Raw genomic sequence first — 17179 nt, forward strand, 5'->3', positions numbered from 1 at the left:
AGAAGCAACGCGAACACCCGAAGCAGCGAACACCGGAAGGAGTCCGGCCACAGAAAGCACTCCAACGCGGGGATCAGCACAAACGCGGCGAGTAGTCCGACCGCGGGAAGCAGCACAAACGCGGGAAGATTCCCGAACGCGGGCAGCAGCCCGAACGCGGTGAGCAGCGCGCACGCAGAAGACAATCCGATGCGGCCGAGCAGCGCCAACGATCGGGACCGGATCAACGGGCGGCCGGGAGTGACACGGGTGGTTCGGGGAGGATGAGGGCGTGCGGAAGCACGACGACGGCGGCCGGGGTCGGCCGCCGTTCGTCGGGAGCCGGGCTGGGGCCGGCTCGGCTAGGTCAGCGATGGCCCTCCGGGCGCTGACGCCAGCGGTCCTCGAGTCGCTCGAGGAAGCCGCCGCTCTTGCGGCTCTGGCGGGTGCGTCGTGATGCGGTGCCGCCGACGGATTTCAGGTCGGGTGTCTGGATGCGGCGGCGTGACTGCATGGCGAAGGCCGCCGATCCGAGCATCACGACGAATCCGGCGACGCCGAGCGGCGTGTTCTGGCTGACGGCTCCGTAGACGAGCAGTGCCAAGCCAATGACGATCACGAACGCGGCGACCAGGAGCCGGCGCCGTGCGTGGAAACGCGGGTCGCTGGCCCGCACAGCCGAGGCGAACTTGGGGTCCTCGGCAAGCGACCGCTCGATCTGATCGAACAGCCGCTGCTCGTGCTCCGAGAGCGGCACGGCATTCCTCCCCGGGCGCATGTCCGGCCCCGTGGTGGGGTCGGGGTGGTGCAGGTGTGATGATGCGGGGCAGCCGTCGGCTGCCTTATCACGCAAGTCTACGAGCGGCTTGGCGGGTCGGAAAGCGGGACGACCGCCGAGTGCGGGTGATTTTCCATGTCCGGAAGATCGGTTCGTCCCAAAAGACCGATCACCCGGCCGCACGAGACGTCCGTCACCGCAGCATGTGGCCCTGATCACGCCCCGTGAGCTGCCTCAACACATGATCGGCAGAGTTGCTGCCGGAAGGCGGACAAATCGACTGACGCAAATAGATCTTATCGGGCGATCAGCAGCGGTACGGTCATCTCGGCCGCCGTGACCGACCCGTGGTAGGCGACCAACTGCCCGGCCATCGGCGGTTCCCAGCCGGACGCGACCACCGCCGCCCGGTTCCTGCAGTGGACCACCACGTCACCGATACGGTCCGCGTGGGCCGGGGCCATCGGCCCGTACCATCCTTCGGCGATCGCCTGGTCCCGCACCATCACCCGGGCGTCGTCGCCGAGCACGGCCCGCCAGGTGGCCAGCACGTCATCCCGCGCTCCCTCCCGAACATGCAGGTAGCGGGCCCGCGGCTCGCCGGCGACAACGGCCAGGCCGTCGGCCAGCGGCCCGGTGGACAGGTCATATCGGGCCGAAGCGGGCACGTTCAACTGGCCGTGGTCGGCGATCACCAGCAGCGCGGCGTTCGGCGGGAGTTCGTGCACGAGCCGGTCGAGAATCGCGTCGACGCCCCGGGCCGCGTCCTCCCAGTCGGGGGAACTCACCCCGCACTCGTGGCCGGCCCTGTCAAGATCGGGGTGGTAGCCGTAGACCAGGCCGGGCCCGGACCGCAGCGCCGCCAGCATGCCCTCGGCGACAGCGGGCCCGTCGTCGGCGACGTCATATCGGGCGCCCCGGTTCGCCGCCACGCTCAGCCCGGTGCCCCGGTAGAGCGAGCGGCTGACCAGGGTGACCGCGACCCCGGCGGCCGCGGCGGTCTCGAAAGCGGTGGGGACCGGCTGCCACTGGTACGGATCCGGGTCGTCGGACCAGTGAATGTGGTTCAGGATCCGGCCGTCCGGCCGCCGGACGGTGAACCCGAGGACCCCGTGGGCGCCCGGCGGAACTCCGGCGCCGACGGTCACCAGGCTGACCGGGGTGGTCGACGGAAACCCGGTGGTCAGAGTCCGGACAGAGAGGCCGGGAACACCGGGAAGCGCGGAGCCGGAGGACAACCCGGAGGCAGCGGCGAGAGCGGAGGCGCCGCCGAGACCGGAAAGGGACGCGAGAGTCGGCGCGAACGGTGCAGCGGTCGACAGCTGATAAGCCCCGAGGCCGTCCACCAGCAGCACCCCGATCCGGTCCACCCCGGCCAGCTCCTCGCAGAGGCCGAGGACGTCCGGCGCGCCCGGCACCCCGAGGACAGCGGACACGCTCGGCATCAGGTCGGCCAGACTGCCCGCGCCGTATGCGGGCGTCACGACGAGAAACGCCTCGTCCGGCAGCCCGTCCTCGGGGACGGGCGGCAACTCCCGCCCACCCGGAGCCGGCACAAAACTCGACGAAGAAGGCGAAGCCGATGAAGGGGACACGGCAGCGGAGGCACCCGGCGAAGCCGACGAGGCCGAAGGAGAACCCGGGACGCCGGGACCGCTGGTCACGACAGCTCCGGGACGACCCCGCTGCCCGGGCGGCGGGCGAACAGGTGCAGCTGGGACGCCACATCCCGGAACGGCGCGCGGTTGCTCAGCGCCAACTCCAGCTCGAGGACGGCCTGCGGGTCCTCCTCGAGAACCGCGGCGGGCAGGAGATCGGCCACCACCCGTACCCCCTGGGTGTCCTCGACCTGGAGCCCCGCGGCGGTGAGCAGATCGGTGGCGCCCGCCGCGTCATAGCGGCGAAGCAGCGTGTCGCGCGGCCCGGCCCGGCCCGCCGGGTCGGTGACCAGCGCGGACGCCGCCTTGAGGTGCCCGTTGACGGCCCGGCCGAGAATCGCCGCGGCCCGGCCGGCGACCAGGATGCTGGCCGCGCCGCCCGGGCGGAGGGCGGTCGCGATCGCGGCGACCACACCGGCCGGGTCGTCGACGACCTCGAGGACGGAGTGGCAGAGGATGAGGTCGGCGCTGCCCGGCTCGACGAGGGCGGCGAGCGCGTCGCCGTCGCCCTGCACGGCCCGGACCCGGTCGGCGACCCCGGCATCGGCGGCCCGGCGGGTGAGGGCGGCGAGCGCGTCGGGGCTGGCGTCGATCACGGTGACGGTGTGGCCGGCCTCGGCGAGCGGCACGGCGAACCCGCCGGTCCCGCCGCCGACGTCGAGCACTGTCAGCTCGCGGCCGGCCTGCCGGTCGAGCTCACGGCGGAGCACGGCCCAGACCGCGGCGGTGCGGGCCGTGACGTGCGGGCGGCCGGTGCGTGCAGAAGTTTCCACGCGAGCAGCCTATCGGCGACGTCCACCTAAAAGTCGAAGAGGACACCGGTGGCGCGGGTCATCTCGCAGCTGTTGCCGAAGGTCTGCCGCCACTTCACCGCCTTACCTCGCCAGGTGCCTTTCACGCTGGCCGTGACCGGCTGGTAGAGCAGCATGCAGAGCGAGTCGCCGCCTTTCAGCTTGGCCGGGTCGCCGCCGGCGCTGCTCAGGGTGGCGCAGGCCTGGTCGGCTTTCGGGTGGCCGCCGCCGGCGGGACTGCAGGTGAGCTTCACCGATCTGGTCTCGTAGGAGAGCGTGAGCTTCGACGGACCGGCTGCCGACGCCTGCGCGGCCGGTCCGGCGAGCACGGCGAACGCCATGGCGAGACAAATCATCGTACGAATCATGTGGCACCCCCGGATGACTTTCGCAGTGCACCGTACACCGCTAAAGGTGCAAATCACCGGAAATCGCGTGATGTCGCGGCAACCGGCGGGGACACCGCGTCGAGCCGGTCCGCGATCAGGTTGAGCACCCCCTCCACTTTCTCCAGCCGCCCGCGCACCAGCAGCGCCGCGCTGGTCCGGGCCACCCGCCGGTAGCGCAGCCACAGCCCGGGCGAGCAGGTCACGTTCAGCATCCCGGTCTCGTCCTCCAGGTTCACGAAGGTCACCCCGCCCGCGGTCGCCGGCCGCTGCCGGTGCGTGACGATCCCGCCGACCCGCACCCGGGTGCCGCCCTCCACCCCGGCCAGCCGCTCGATCGGCAGCGCCCCGGCACGGTCCAGCTCGGGCCGCAGGAACCGCGCCGGATGCGTGTCCGGCGACAGCCCGGTCGCCCACACGTCCGCGACCAGCACGTCCACGTCGCTCATGCCGGGCAGCGTGGGCGCCTCGACGCCGGTCACCGTGCCCGGCAGCCGGTCCGGTTTGTCCTGGGCGGCCGCTCCCGCGGCCCAGAGCGCCTCACGGCGCGACAGCCCGAAACTCGCGAAGGCGTCGGCGGTGGCGAGGGCCTCCAGATGTCCGGCGGAGCATCCGGTACGCCGTGCCAGATCCGTCATTGACCGATAAGGACCATGGGTACGCCGTTCCCGCTCGATCCTGGCCGCCAGCTCGTCGCCGATCGTGCGGATGCGCGCGAGCCCCTGCCGGACCGCCGGGCCGCCCAGCCCCCACGCGTGCGGCGGCTCCCCCGGCTCGCTGCGGTGCCGGCTCTCCGGTGCGGTCTCCAGTGTGGCCGCCGCGTCGCTGCGGTTGATGTCCGGCCGCCGCACCTCGACACCGTGCCGCCGCGCGTCGTCGACCAGCGTCTGCGGGGAGTAGAACCCCATCGGCTGCGCGTTGAGCAGGGCCGCGCAGAACGCCGCCGGGTGGTACCGCTTGAGCCAGGCGCTCGCGTAGACCAGGTAGGCGAAGCTCATGGCGTGGCTCTCCGGGAAGCCGTAACTGGCGAACGCGGAGAGCTTGACGAACAGGTCGTCGGCCAGCGCTCCGGTGATCCCGTTGGCGGCCATCCCTTCGTACAGTCTGTTTTTGATCCTCTCCATCCGCTCCATGGAGCGTTTCGAACCCATCGCGCGCCGCAGTTGGTCGGCCTCGGCCGGGTCGAAGCCGGCGACGTCGATCGCCAGCTGCATCAGCTGCTCCTGGAAGAGCGGCACCCCCAGCGTCTTGGCCAGGGCGTTCGCCATCAGCGGATGCGGCACATCCGGTTTCTCCAGACCATTCTTGCGACGGATGTACGGGTGAACCGACCCGCCCTGGATCGGCCCCGGCCGGATCAGCGCCACCTCGATGACCAGGTCGTAGAACTCACGGGGCTTGAGGCGGGGCAGCGTGGCCATCTGCGCGCGGCTCTCCACCTGGAACACCCCGACCGAGTCGGCCCGGCACAGCATGGTGTAGACCTCAGGGTCGTCGAGCGGCATCGTCCCGATGTCCAGTTCGTCGGAGATCATGTCGTACGCGTAGTGCAGCGCCGACAGCATGCCCAGCCCGAGCAGGTCGAACTTGACCAGGTCGACGGCGGCACAGTCGTCCTTGTCCCACTGGAGCACGGTGCGGCCCGGCATCCGCCCCCACTCGACCGGGCAGACCTCGATGATCGGGCGGTCGCAGATGACCATGCCGCCGGAGTGGATGCCCAGGTGGCGAGGGAAGTCCTGCACCTCGTTGGCCGCCTCGACGACGATGTCCGGGATGTCCTCGCCGGTCGCCACGTCACCCCACCGGTCGATCTGTTTGCTCCAGGCGTCCTGCTGGCCCGGGGAGAACCCGAACGCACGCGCCATGTCCCGTACCGCCGACCGCGGCCGGTACGAGATCACGTTCGCCACCTGGGCGGTGTGCTCCCGGCCGTACTTCTCGTAGACGTGCTGGATGACCTCCTCGCGCCGGTCGGACTCGATGTCCACGTCGATGTCCGGCGGGCCGTCCCGCTCGGCGGTGAGGAACCGCTCGAACAGCAGCCGGTGCTTCACCGCGTCGACATTCGTGATGAACAGCGCGAAACAGACCGCCGAGTTGGCGGCCGAGCCCCGCCCCTGGCAGTAGATGTCGTTGTCCCGGCAGAACTGCACGATGTCGTACACGACCAGGAAGTAACCGGGGAAGCCCAGCTCCTCGATCATGCGGAGCTCGTACTCCAATTGCTCGTGGGCCTTGGGGTTGTCCCGGTAACGCACCGCGGCGCCCCGCATGGTCAGCTCCCGCAGCCAGCTCATCTCGGTGTGGCCGGGCGGCACCGGATAGTCCGGCAGCCGGGGCGCCACCAGGTCAAGGCTGAAGGCCAGCCCGTCACCGAACATCGCGGCATTTTCCACAGCGCCCGGATAGTCGGCGAACCGGCGGGCCATCTCGTCACCGCTGCGCAGGTGGGCGGCGCCGGCGGCGGGCAGCCAGCCGTCCATCTCGTCCAGGCTGCGGCGCGCCCGGACCGCGGCCAGGGCGGTCGCCAGCCGGCGGCGCGACGGGGTCGCGTAGTGCACGTTGTTGGTGGCCACCACCTCCAGGCCACGGCTGCGGGCCAGGTCGAACAGGACGTCGTTGCGATCGGCGTCGTACGGGTCGGCGTGATCGGTCAGCTCGACGGCCACGTTCGGGGCGCCGAAGTTCGCCACCAGACGGTCCAGCTCGTACACCGCCTGTGACGGGCCTCCGGTGGACAGCGCCAGCGGAACCGAGCCCTTGCGGCAGCCGGTCAGCACCAGGACGTGATCACGCAGCAGCTCGGCCACCTGCTCCAGGCTCCCGTAGTCGGGGCGGCCCTTCTCCCCGCCCCGCAACTGGGCCTCGGAGATCACCCGGGCCAGCCGGGCGTACCCCTCGTGGCCGTGCGCCAGCGCCAGCAGGTGCGGACCTTCCGGATCCGGCTCGCCACTGCGCGGACGGGTCAGGCCCACCGACAACTCGGCGCCGAAGATCGTCGGCAACTCCAGCTCACGGGCCGCCTGCGAGAAGCGGACCACCCCGTACAGGCCGTCGTGGTCGGTCACCGCCAGCCCGGTCAGCCCCAGCCGGGCCGCCTCCTCGGCCAGCTCCTCCGGATGGCTCGCCCCGTCCAGGAAACTGAAGTTGGTGTGGCAGTGCAGTTCGGCGTACGGCGTCCGGCTCTCCGACCGGATCAGGCCGGGCGCGGCCCGGTACGGCTCCCGCTTCCGCGTCCAGGCCGGCGAGTCCCCGCCGTCGCCGTCGACCGCCAGCGGATCCACCACGGTCCGCCCGGAAAGCGCCCCCTCCAACCGTGACCAGGGAATGTCCGGATTATTGAAGCCCATCGCCGCGCCCCTCAGTCATAGATCGCCTCCACCATCCAGTGGCCGCCGGCCAGCGACAGCAGCAGCGCCCGCCCGTCCTCCAGCAGCACCTGGAACCGGGCCCGCCGGCGCGCCTCGTCAGGCGCCCACCAGCGCTCGTCCACCGGCCACGGACCGGCCCAGCCGACGATCGCCATCGGCTGACGACGGTCGATCCGCAACGTCGCGGGCCCGCCGGTCACCTCCAGGCGGGCGCTCACCCCGACCGGGGCGCCGGTCTCGTCGTGAACCGCCGCGGGCAGCGGATGCGCCAGGACCACCGCCGGCGAGGGCCGAGGCAGCCGGCCCGGCCACGGTGGCAGCGGCGCCGGCCGGGCCGCCTTGCCGCGCCGCCGTTTCCGGCCCACCTCGACCATGGTGAAACCGGTGTCCGTCCGTTTCTCGCTCTCCCGCTCACTCCCGTCCGCCAGCAGTGGCACCGTGTCGATCCCCGGAATCGGCTCGGTCTGCCCGGCGGCCGGCCGCTCCGGCTCCCGCTCGTCACCCCACGGCACCAGCCGCACCTGATCATCCGGCGAGCGCCCGCCACCGAGCACCGGCGTCAGCACCGCCCCCGGCCCGAGCAGCCCCTGCACCCGGCTGAACGCCCGATGCGCCCGCTCCCGCCCGTCACCGGCCTCACCCCAGAGCCCCGGCTGCAGCCCGACATGCGCGAGCACCCCGTCCGGCACCAGCCGCAGCCGTACCAGCCCCGCCGTCGGCTGCGCCACCCGCCCGCGCCGGGCCCCGGTCAGCCACCCGTCCAGTTGCCAGCGCACCCGCTCGGCGATCGCCGCGGACGTCAGCATCCCGTCGTGCCGCCACACCCGGACCAGCTCCTGCCCGTCCGCGGTGACCGCCTCGATGCCCAGCCGGGTGCACGCCAGACCGTGCGCGGCAAGCCGCTCGTGCAGCCGCTCGGCCAGCACCCGCCCCGCGAACGCGGCCACATCCACCCGGTCCAGCGTCTCGTCGTAGGTCTCCTCGACCGCCAGGTCCGGCGGCGGCCGGCGCACAGCGAGCGGCCGGACATCACCCCCCGACGCGAGCCGGTGCGCCAGCGCCCCCTCGAACCCGAACCGGGTCAGCACATCCCCCGGCGGCAGCGCCGCAAAATCCCCGAGGGTCACCACCCCGAGACGCTTCAGCAGGTCGGTGAGCTGAGGTTCCTCAAGAGCATCAATGGGTACGGACGACAGAAACGCCCGGCTCTCCCCGGCTTCCACGACTCGCCCGGTACGCGCGGCGATCCCGGCGGCGAACACCCCGTCCGCGATCCCGATCTGGCTCTCCACCGCACAGGCCAGCGCCACCTGCTCGACGACCCGCTCGGCCGCGGCCTCCTCCCCGCCGAAATACCGCGCCGGCCCCCGAACCGCCGCCGCACACACCCCCGGCCGCAGCACCTCGACCCCCGCCACCACCTCTTCGACGGCCGCGACGACCGGCTCGAACGCCCGGGCATCCCGCCCCGGATCGTGCTCCACCACCACCAGTTGCGGGCAGCGCCCCTGCGCCTCCCGCCGCCGCAGCCCCCGCCGGACCCCTTCCCGCCGCGCCGTCTCGGAACAGGCCAGAACCCGATTCCCGGCGAACACCGCCACCGGCTCCGAGGCCACCACCCCGGCGACGATCTCCGCGGCAACCACCGGCCAGTCCGGACACCAGACCAGCAACGTACGAACTCCCGCCTCCACTGCCCTTCCTCCCCCTCCCGCTTTCCGCTCCCGCCGTCCCGCCGCTGGGTGATCGCCGTCGGCCCGCATGCCCGCCGCATCGGCGTCACCTCGGGTCCGGCGGGCAGATGGACAGACCGCCGCCCGGCGGGGCGACCATCGCGGACACGGGTCCCACCAGCGTGGATCCCCCGTCGGCGGACCGCGACGGCGCCGGCGGGACGACTCCCGAACGAACCGAGACACCCGGCATCCACATGGTGATCTGTTGTGGACGGGCCGCCGCCCCTCGTCCCTGAGCCACCACGGTGACCTCACGACGCCGCAACCGTCCCCGCCCGAACCCGAGCCCTTCCCAGCGCCCTTCACCGACCCGCAGGTGAACATCCGCACCGGCCCACTCCCCGAACGGCACCAGCAGACTCCCCCGCTGCCGCGCCCGAGCCGCCAACCGGCTGACGATGGTCGGCGACACCGGCCCCGAAACAGCCGCGACCACCACATCCACCCCGTCGATCAGCGCGGCCACCACGGTCGCCCAGTCCGGCCCCGGATCCGGAACAAGCGCAAGCCGCTCCAGCACCACGCCACTCTCCGCAGCCGCGACGGCCCCCAGCGCAGGCATCCCGACAACCGCACACCAGGCCCCGCTCCGCGAAGCGGCGGAGAGCAGAGCCAGCATCAGAGAGGTCCCGCCACCAGCCGAAACCCCGGCCCCAGCCGCCGCCCCGTCCGTCACCCCACCGGCCACCACAGACAGCCCCCGCCCGGCCGCCCGCCCGACCGCCGACCCGGCCTTTCCCGCCGCCGTCCTCTCCGCCGCCGCCGTCCTCTCCGGCGCCGCCGCCGTCTTCCCCGCCGCCGCCGTCCTCTCCGGCGCCGCCGCCGTCTTCCCCGGCGCCTCAGCCGCAACAAAGCCGCCCGACATGCCGTCGAACGCCGTCGACCCCCCGCGGCCGAAGCCCTCCGCTCCTGTCACCGCACCCGGGCGACCAGACAGGTCCCCACGACCAGGAACGACGCCCCGCCCTCTCGGCACACCCGCGCGAACAGGAGACCCCGCCCGCCCAGGAAGATCTCCCCCAGCGGCCACACCCGAGCCACCAGACGAACCGCCACGCCCCGCCGCCACACCCGAGCCGCGAGATGGACCGCCACGGGCAGAAATACCCGGACTCGTTGATGTGGACGAATCCCCACGGCCGAAGATGCCCGCGCCAGTCGACACACCCAAGCCTGTCGAGGCGTCCACGTCGGCTGAGGAAGAACCGCGGCCGGCCGGCATACCAGTCCTGGACATCGGGATGCCTGCGTCGGAGGCTCCAAGCGGGTTGGCACGCGGCATCCTGCCCATGCCCGCCGGCAAGATCTGCCCGTTGGCGACAGCGACGGTACTGCCCCGGCGCAGCGCACGGCCGGGCAGCAATCTACCCAGCTCAGGCGCCACCGGCAGCGTCCGGTCCACGCCTGGCTCGCCGGTTCCGGTAGCCGTCCGGACCATTCCCGCAAGGGCGTTCGCACCACTGATCATGCGCCCAGCCACGTCATGCCTCGCTCTATTGCTCCCCGTCAAGCGCCCCCGGATCGGCAACCCCCGTCACGTGGACAAACTCCCCACCAGCACCCCCGCACGACCGGCTCACCACCACCGCCGCTCGTCTCCGCGAAAGCGCGTCTCCCCTCAAAAGGCGACGCCACCAGCCGAGGAACCGAGATCCGCGACACCGGCCGACCCGAAGAAGAACCGACACCCCGCGCCACCCCCACCGGTCCGAAGAAGAACCGACACCCGCGGCACTCCCACCGGTCCGAACCGGAACCCGGCCACTAGAAGGCCACAGCCACACACCTCACCGAGACGCACGGCCGCAGACGCGAGCAACGCCGCCACAGGCACCCGCCGGGCCACCCACGGGCAGGGGCGAAGAGCCAGCCCGAACATCGCCCTCGATCACACGAGCAGGTGGGCCACCCGTGCTGATCGGGAAGGACCCCAGCGATGCACCCGCACCGGTGGCGGAGGACGCGTAGCCCCAGGAAGAGATGAGAGCCGCACCATCGCGCCCAAAGATGAGCGACGCACCGGGCCGGCAAAAGCCGAAAGACGCACCGCGCCAGGAGGAGCCGAAACCCACGTCACCCCGTGAAGAGACGACGAGCGCACCGCAGCAGGAAGAGGTGGGAGGAACACCGCCGCAGGAAGAGACGAATGGCACGAAGCAGAGGGAAGTGCCGAGAGGCGCACCGCGGCCGGAAGAGCCGAGAAGCGCACCGTCGCCGGAAGAGGCAGAAGGCCAAATGCGCCGTAAAGGGGCAAGGAGCGCCCCATACCGCGAAGGAACGAGAAACGCCCCGCACCGCGAAGAGACGAGAAACGCCCCGCACCGCGAAGAGACGAGAAACGCGCTGCGCCGCGAAGGGATGAAGGGCGCAGCGTGTCAGGGACACATGAAGGACGTATGGCCGCGGGATCGGATGTGGGGAGCACAGCCACGGGGGAAGGCGAAGCGTGTGCGGCCAGGATGCCGCGGGTGATCATGCGGCCAGTGGGGGCTGGTAGGAGAGTCCCAGGGAGGACTCGGCCACCGTGACGAACTGCTCGGCTGCCCTCAGCAGGTCATCAGCCTCGCGGGCGCTGACCACGTGGGGGATGCCTGCTTCGGCGGCCGCTCGCTTGCTCGCGCCGAGAGCGAAATAGCCGGCCCACTCGCTGAACTCCGGCGCCACCAGCACCAGCAGCGACCAGGCACTGGTGGCACGAGCCCGGCGGCTGGACGCACCTGGCCGGGCACGTGCGGCGATCAGAGCCGCGGCCGTGCGCAGAGCGGCCAGGTGGGCTGTCGCGTAGCGCAACCCGTCCGGTCCGGTCTTCGCCGCCTCGGCCAAACCCTCGTGGGCGATCGCCAGCAGCTGGGCGGGAGTGCGGTGGGGCAGCATGTGAGCCGGCACCGTAGGAGCCTCCGACCGAGAGGCCGCACCGGTCACCGCACCCCGATCCAGCCCGGCTCGCAGCGGACCACGCCCCAAGCCGCCAGCGACCGGCCCAGGCCCGGCCGCCCCCGAAGCGGCCGAGCCAAAAACGGATGAACCAGCACCAGACGAACTGGAAACAGGCGAGCTAGAGGCGGGCAACCCGGAGGCAGGCGAACCAGAGGCAGGAGACCCGGAAGCAGGAGACCCGGAAGCAGGTGAACCGAAGGCGGGAGACCCGGAAGCAGGCGAACCGAAAGCAGGAGACCCGGAAGCAGGCGAACCGGAAGCAGGAGACCCGGAAGCAGGCGAACCGGAACCAGGAGAACCGGAACCAGGAGAACCGGAAGCAGGAGAACCGGAGACAGGCGAACCGGGAGCGGGTGCAGCCGGGGCTGAGCTTGCCACCGGGCCCGGCCGAGTTGCACTGTCGTGCGCTCCGCTGGTCTCTGCGGGACCGGGCTGGGCTGGGACGGTGGGGGCCGGGGCCGCGTGAGCCGGGCTCTGGTGGGCCGGACCGGGAGCCGCCATGAGGTCCAGGGCCTTGGTGCTCGCCATCGTCGTTTCTCCTCGCTCGTTTCGCATCCGACGTTGGTGGGTCGAACCGATCGCTGCGGAGGAAGACGCAGCATGCCGTGACCGGCCGAGGCCGGAGACCGGGGCTCCAACGGGCGGCCGGAGCCCCGGTGGACGGTCACTCGGACCGCCCGACGGCAAGCCGGCCAGGCGTGAAGCTTCCCCACACCACACCCGGCCGGCACCGCCGGCGGGTCCGTCGCCCGCCACCGGGGGTCGGGGGCAGCGAGCGACGGCCTGCCTTGAACGAGGCCCGGACCCGCGAATGCCCGGACCACGTGTGCAGCGCTTCGCGGGCGCCACACCCGGGAGGCGAGCCGCGAAACACGCTCCCGGAGCCGAACGAACACCCTTTCGAACATCCGTTCTAACTACCGCAGAGACTAACACCCCCCTACGACAAAAACGCAACCTTCAGCGCGCCACGCCACCAGCTTTTTCGAACGGATGATCGACAGGACGCGGGGCGCACGTCACAGGCGGGCAAGCGGATCGAACCTTTCCTCCGATACCCCAGGGGGGTATATTGCCACTGAGTGGAGGGAGAGGTTCATGGATCACAACAGGCACGGATCCGCGTCGTGGCGGATGGCGGCACAGGCGACACTGCACTGCCTCACCGGCTGCGCCATCGGCGAGGTGCTCGGCATGGTGATCGGCACCGCCCTGGGCTGGACCGCCGGCGCGACCGTGGTTCTCGCGATCGGGCTGGCGTTCGTCTTCGGGTATGCGCTCACCATGCGGCCACTGCTCCGCTCCGGCATCGGCGTCCGCGACGCGCTGAAGGTGGCACTCGCCGCCGACACGGTGTCCATCGTGGTCATGGAGATCATCGACAACATGGTCATGCTCGTGGTGCCCGGCGCGATGGAGGCCGGGCTGGGCAACCGGCTGTTCTGGGGTTCGCTCGCCTTCGCGCTGGCGGTGGCGTTCGTGCTGACCGTGCCGGTCAACAGGTGGCTGATCGCCCGAGGCAAGGGTCACGCGGTGGTTCACCAGCACCACAGCCCGCATCAGCACAACCACTGACGCAACCCCACAGACAGACATAAAAGCTTCGAGGGGTACGCCGGCGCAAAGAGCACACCTAGGCAGCGAGTCGAGCAGCCAGGCCCGAAGGGGTGGAGACAGCGCGACCCAGAGGGATGACACGACGCGGCCGAAAGCGGTAAAGACGACGCGGTCGGGAGGGGTTAACACGACGCGGCCGGAAAGCGGTGAACACAGCGCGGCCCGAAGGGGTTAACACGACGCGGCCGGAAAGCGGTGAACACGGCGCGGCCGGGAGGGGTTAACACGGCGCGGTCGGGAGGGGTGGAGACGACGCGGCCGGAAGTAGGCCTGCCGCGCCGTCTCCACCGGGTTCAGCGGCTCATCGCCTTCATGGCGGCGATCTCCGCCTGCTGGTCGGTGATGATCTTTGCGGCCAGGGCTCTGGCTTCCGGGTTGGCGCCGTCGGCGATCTGGGCCTGGGCCATCGTCACGGCGCCCTCGTGGTGGGCGATCATCATGGTGAGGAACTGGTCGTCGAAGGCCTGGCCGGTGGATTCGGCCAGCTTTGTCATGTCGGCGGCGGACATCATGCCCGGCATCGACTCGTGGCCGTCACCGTGGCCGTCACCGGTTTCCGCCGGCGGGAGGCCCCACGCGGAGAGCCAGGCGGTCATGGTGGCGATCTCCGGGGACTGAGCGGACTCGATCTTGGCGGCGAGTTCTTTCACCCGGGGGTCGGCGGCTCGTTCGGCGGCCAGGGCCGACATCACGATCGCCTGCTGGTGGTGGACGCTCATGTGTTCGGCGAACGCGGCATCGGCGTCGTTGAACACGGCTCCCGGCGAGGCGGAGGTGGAGGCCGGCGTGGCGGGCCCGGCGCCGGAATGAGCGGGTGAGTGGCCGCCACCGCTACAGGCGGCCACGGCGAGGGTCAGCAGCAGAACGCCCGGCCCGAAGGCACGACGGAGGAACGTGAGGGACGTCAAGGGGTTACCTTTCACATCGGAGACGAATAGTGGGCGAAAGTCCCCGCTATATACGTATGGCCGATGTCGAGATCAGGCGTAGACCGGCACCGCCGGAGGGCGGCGCCCGGGGAGTCACCCGGCCGGAGGGAAACCCGTCGTCCCATCGCCGCGGCAAGGACCAGGCCGACAGCGACAGCAGCAACGTCACCGTCAGCACCGCGACGCAGACACTCCAGACCGTCCCGTGCCCGCCCGACCCGTGATCATCGGTGTGGGGACCGGCGGGAAGCCCGGCCGGCACGGCGCCGGGAGCGGAGGAGAGAAGCGGCGAGTGCGGCGAGACCGCGGCCGGACGGTGAGCGGCGGCCCCGTGCCCGAGGATGTGCATCGACGCCAGCCCGATCGCCGTGCAGGCGAACAGCAACCACCAGGCGGCCCGGCGCATCGTCGCGCCGCTCTCCGCCGTGATCCGCACCCCGTCACGGTACCCGCGACCAGGAGCAGATCCGCACGTTCGTGAATACGATGACGGGATGGCGACGATCGTGGTCACCGGCGGGAGCTCCGGGGTGGGGCTGGCCGCCGCCGAGCAGTTCGCCGCGCGTGGCGACGAGGTGGTCCTGGTGGGCCGTGACCCGCGTCGTCTCGCCGGCGCGGTGGCCCGGGTGCGGCCGGCAGCGCATTTCCGGGCCGATTTCGAGAGTCTGGCCGAGGTCCGGGCGCTGGCGGGCGACCTGCTGGCCGGGTTCCCGAGGATCGACGTGCTGGCGAACAATGCCGGCGGCATGATCGACGGGTTCCGGCGGACCGCCGACGGGTTCGAGGCGACGTTCCAGGCCAATCATCTGGCCCCGTTCCTGTTGACGACCCTGTTGCGGGAGCGGCTGCGGGGCGCCCGGGTGGTGAACACGGCGTCCCGGGCGCACCTGTACGGCCGGCCGGACCCGGACCGTCCGGAGGGCGATCCGGCGAGCTACAACCGCTGGCGGGCGTACGGGGCGGGCAAGTCGGCGAACATCCTCTTCGCCGCGGAGGCGGCCCGCCGCTGGCCGGATGTGTTCAGTGTCTCGTTCCATCCGGGTGTGGTGCGGACGAATTTCGGCGCGGGCCGCACCGTCCGGCTGTTCTACCGGTTCGCGCCGTTCCTGGTCACTCCGGAGAAGGCCGGTGAGCTGCTGGTGTGGCTGGCCACGGCGCCGGAGGCGGAGCTGGTGAACGGCGGCTACTACGTGGGGCACTCGCTGACCACCCCGGCGGCGCACGCCCGTGACCCCGAGCTTGCCGGTCGGTTGTGGGAGGCCAGCGCCGAGGCGGTAAACAAGTAAGGATGCACAACCATCCGAATGTGATCGCGGTCCGCGACGCTCTGACGGCGGCCGGCGCGGCCGCCGCCGAGATCGTCATCCTGGACGAGGCGGTGCACACCGCCGCGCTGGCGGCCGCCGCTCTGAACATCGAGGTCGGCCAGATCGCCAACTCGCTGATCTTCGACGCCGACGGGGAGCCGCTGCTGGTCCTGACGTCGGGCGCGCACCGGGTGGACACCGCGAAGGTGGCCGCCGAGCTGCGGATCGGGAAGCTGCGGCGGGCTACGCCGGAGTTCGTCCGGCAGCACACCGGCCAGGCGATCGGCGGGGTCGCCCCGGTGGGTCATCCGAAGCCGGTGCGGACCCTGGTGGACGTCGAGCTGGAGCGGTTCCCGGTGGTGTGGGCGGCGGGCGGCGTACCCCAATCGTTGTTTGCGACGACCTATGCGGAGCTGGTCCGCGTCACCGCCGGGACCCCGGCCGAGGTCGCGTGATCGACGACGACCACGTCAGCCTGCATGTCTGGCGGGTCCCGCGCCGCGCGATCGGCGCGGCCATGATGCGCATGGCCTTCGCCGGAAAAGACCTTAAAAACGTCACATTCGGCAAATTCCTGGGTACGGGCACCGGCACCACCTTCGGTCCGGGCGACACGGATCTGACCCGCTGGGCCGCGATAACCGTGAGTGACGCCCCGGTGAGTTTCCCGCGCTGGGACGCGATAGCCGACGGGAATGCCCGGATCGATCTCGAGCCGCTGGTGAGCCGGGGCGAGTGGTCGGGCCGGAGCCCGTTCCGCTCGACCGGTCGCAGAACGGACGGAATGGTGGTGGCGCTGACCCGTGCGCGGCTGCGGCCGGCGAAGGCGCTGCGGTTCTGGCGGGCGATCCCGGCGGTCGCGCGGGAGGTGGCGGACGCGCCGGGGCTGCTCGCGCGGTTCGGGGTGGGTGAGGCGCCGATCGGCTGGCAGGGCACGGTCAGCGTGTGGCGCAGCACGGCGGATCTGACCGCGTTCGCGTACCGTCAGCCGGAGCATCGCGCGGTGATCGCCCGTACGCCTGCCGACGGCTGGTATGCGGAGGAGCTTTTCGCCCGTTTCGCGGTGCGTGACCTCACCGGCGACCGCAGGGTGCTGGGCTGGATCGACGAGGAGCTGACGGAGCGATGAGGCTCGTAGCTTGGCAGCCGGACGACCTGCTGCGCCGGCTCGACGACGTGGTGGCCGTCTACGGCGAGGCGATGGGGTACCGCAAGGAGCTGCTGCAGACACGCCGCGGCTACATCGGCTCGCACGTGCGCCGGCCGGGGTTCCGGGCGGTGGCGACGCTGACCGCGGAGGGCCGGCTGGCCGGTTTCGGGTACGGCTACACGTCCGCCCCCGGCCAGTGGTGGCACGACCAGGTGCGAGCGTCGCTGGACGAGCCGTCCCGCCGGTACTGGCTGTCGGACTGCTTCGAGGTCGTCGAGCTGCATGTGCGCCCGGTGGCGCAGGGTCACGGGGTCGGCGCCCGGCAGTTGCGGGCGCTGCTGGCGATGGCCGAGGGCAAGCGGGTGCTGCTGTCCACTCCGGAGGCCGACGAGCAGGCGTCCCGCGCCTGGCGGCTGTACCGGCGGTTCGGTTTCTCCGACGTGCTGCGGGACTTCCTGTTCCCGGGTGACGAGCGGGCGTTCGCGATCCTCGGCCGGGAGCTTCCGCTCGCCGAGGGAACGGTCGGCGGCTGACCAC

Annotated in this window: 16 protein-coding genes; 5 read left to right on the plus strand and 11 right to left on the minus strand. The window is 71.6% G+C overall.

Annotated features, from left to right (window positions below; genetic code table 11):
• Nucleotides 1-346 precede the first annotated feature (346 nt).
• The 9 genes from BM290_RS05565 to BM290_RS05605 form a co-directional block, all read right to left on the minus strand.
• Nucleotides 347-736 carry a DUF3040 domain-containing protein gene (locus BM290_RS05565; protein WP_093610647.1) on the minus strand — a complete coding sequence of 130 codons (390 nt, stop codon included), beginning with the start codon at nt 734-736 and terminating at the stop codon, nt 347-349.
• A 317-nt stretch (nt 737-1053) separates the two neighbouring features.
• Nucleotides 1054-2313, minus strand: a complete 1260-nt coding sequence (locus BM290_RS05570) for an alkaline phosphatase family protein (protein ID WP_373871032.1) — start codon at nt 2311-2313, stop codon at nt 1054-1056.
• Nucleotides 2314-2417: 104 nt separating this feature from the next.
• On the minus strand, nt 2418-3188 hold the full coding sequence (locus tag BM290_RS05575; protein WP_093610649.1) for a methyltransferase domain-containing protein: 771 nt from the start codon (nt 3186-3188) through the stop codon (nt 2418-2420).
• 26 nt (nt 3189-3214) lie between these two features.
• Nucleotides 3215-3574 carry an SSI family serine proteinase inhibitor gene (locus BM290_RS05580; RefSeq protein ID WP_239143391.1) on the minus strand — a complete coding sequence of 120 codons (360 nt, stop codon included), beginning with the start codon at nt 3572-3574 and terminating at the stop codon, nt 3215-3217.
• Nucleotides 3575-3627: 53 nt separating this feature from the next.
• Nucleotides 3628-6945, minus strand: coding sequence for an error-prone DNA polymerase (locus tag BM290_RS05585; protein WP_093610653.1), 3318 nt, complete (start codon nt 6943-6945; stop codon nt 3628-3630).
• Between the two features lie 11 nt (nt 6946-6956).
• Nucleotides 6957-8660: a DNA polymerase Y family protein gene (locus BM290_RS05590; protein ID WP_239143392.1), complete on the minus strand. Its 1704-nt coding sequence runs from the start codon at nt 8658-8660 to the stop codon at nt 6957-6959.
• An 85-nt stretch (nt 8661-8745) separates the two neighbouring features.
• Complete coding sequence (locus BM290_RS05595; protein WP_373871035.1) at nt 8746-9567, minus strand: hypothetical protein; 822 nt, start codon at nt 9565-9567, stop codon at nt 8746-8748.
• A 47-nt stretch (nt 9568-9614) separates the two neighbouring features.
• Nucleotides 9615-9743: a hypothetical protein gene (locus BM290_RS50560; protein WP_275413160.1), complete on the minus strand. Its 129-nt coding sequence runs from the start codon at nt 9741-9743 to the stop codon at nt 9615-9617.
• Nucleotides 9744-11174: 1431 nt separating this feature from the next.
• On the minus strand, nt 11175-11576 hold the full coding sequence (locus tag BM290_RS05605) for an SAV_6107 family HEPN domain-containing protein (RefSeq protein WP_093610657.1): 402 nt from the start codon (nt 11574-11576) through the stop codon (nt 11175-11177).
• Between the two features lie 1161 nt (nt 11577-12737).
• Here BM290_RS05605 and BM290_RS05610 point away from each other — a divergent pair.
• Nucleotides 12738-13214 (plus strand): DUF4396 domain-containing protein, encoded by a 477-nt coding sequence (locus tag BM290_RS05610; protein ID WP_093610659.1) that lies wholly within the window; start codon nt 12738-12740, stop codon nt 13212-13214.
• A gap of 335 nt (nt 13215-13549) precedes the next feature.
• Here the strand turns inward: BM290_RS05610 and BM290_RS05615 are convergent, their stop codons facing one another.
• Nucleotides 13550-14164, minus strand: a complete 615-nt coding sequence (locus tag BM290_RS05615; RefSeq protein WP_093610661.1) for a DUF305 domain-containing protein — start codon at nt 14162-14164, stop codon at nt 13550-13552.
• A 46-nt stretch (nt 14165-14210) separates the two neighbouring features.
• The gene (locus BM290_RS47095; RefSeq protein ID WP_143133628.1) at nt 14211-14621 is read right to left on the minus strand and encodes a hypothetical protein; all 411 of its coding nucleotides are present in this window, start codon (nt 14619-14621) and stop codon (nt 14211-14213) included.
• 58 nt (nt 14622-14679) lie between these two features.
• Here BM290_RS47095 and BM290_RS05625 point away from each other — a divergent pair, with 58 nt between their 5' ends.
• The 4 genes from BM290_RS05625 to BM290_RS05640 all read left to right on the plus strand — a co-directional run bounded on the left by BM290_RS05625 (nt 14680) and on the right by BM290_RS05640 (nt 17175).
• The gene (locus BM290_RS05625) at nt 14680-15471 is read left to right on the plus strand and encodes an SDR family NAD(P)-dependent oxidoreductase (RefSeq protein WP_177319589.1); all 792 of its coding nucleotides are present in this window, start codon (nt 14680-14682) and stop codon (nt 15469-15471) included.
• 2 nt (nt 15472-15473) lie between these two features.
• Nucleotides 15474-15947, plus strand: coding sequence for a YbaK/EbsC family protein (locus BM290_RS05630; RefSeq protein ID WP_093610665.1), 474 nt, complete (start codon nt 15474-15476; stop codon nt 15945-15947).
• Nucleotides 15948-16009: 62 nt separating this feature from the next.
• On the plus strand, nt 16010-16621 hold the full coding sequence (locus tag BM290_RS05635) for a monooxygenase (RefSeq protein ID WP_239143401.1): 612 nt from the start codon (nt 16010-16012) through the stop codon (nt 16619-16621).
• Nucleotides 16618-17175, plus strand: a complete 558-nt coding sequence (locus BM290_RS05640) for a GNAT family N-acetyltransferase (RefSeq protein ID WP_093610667.1) — start codon at nt 16618-16620, stop codon at nt 17173-17175. The genes BM290_RS05635 and BM290_RS05640 overlap by 4 nt, the downstream gene beginning before the upstream one ends.
• The last annotated feature ends 4 nt before the right edge of the window (nt 17176-17179 follow it).

Origin of the sequence: Actinoplanes philippinensis (genome assembly GCF_900113015.1) — a bacterium.
Classification (GTDB): domain Bacteria; phylum Actinomycetota; class Actinomycetes; order Mycobacteriales; family Micromonosporaceae; genus Actinoplanes; species Actinoplanes philippinensis.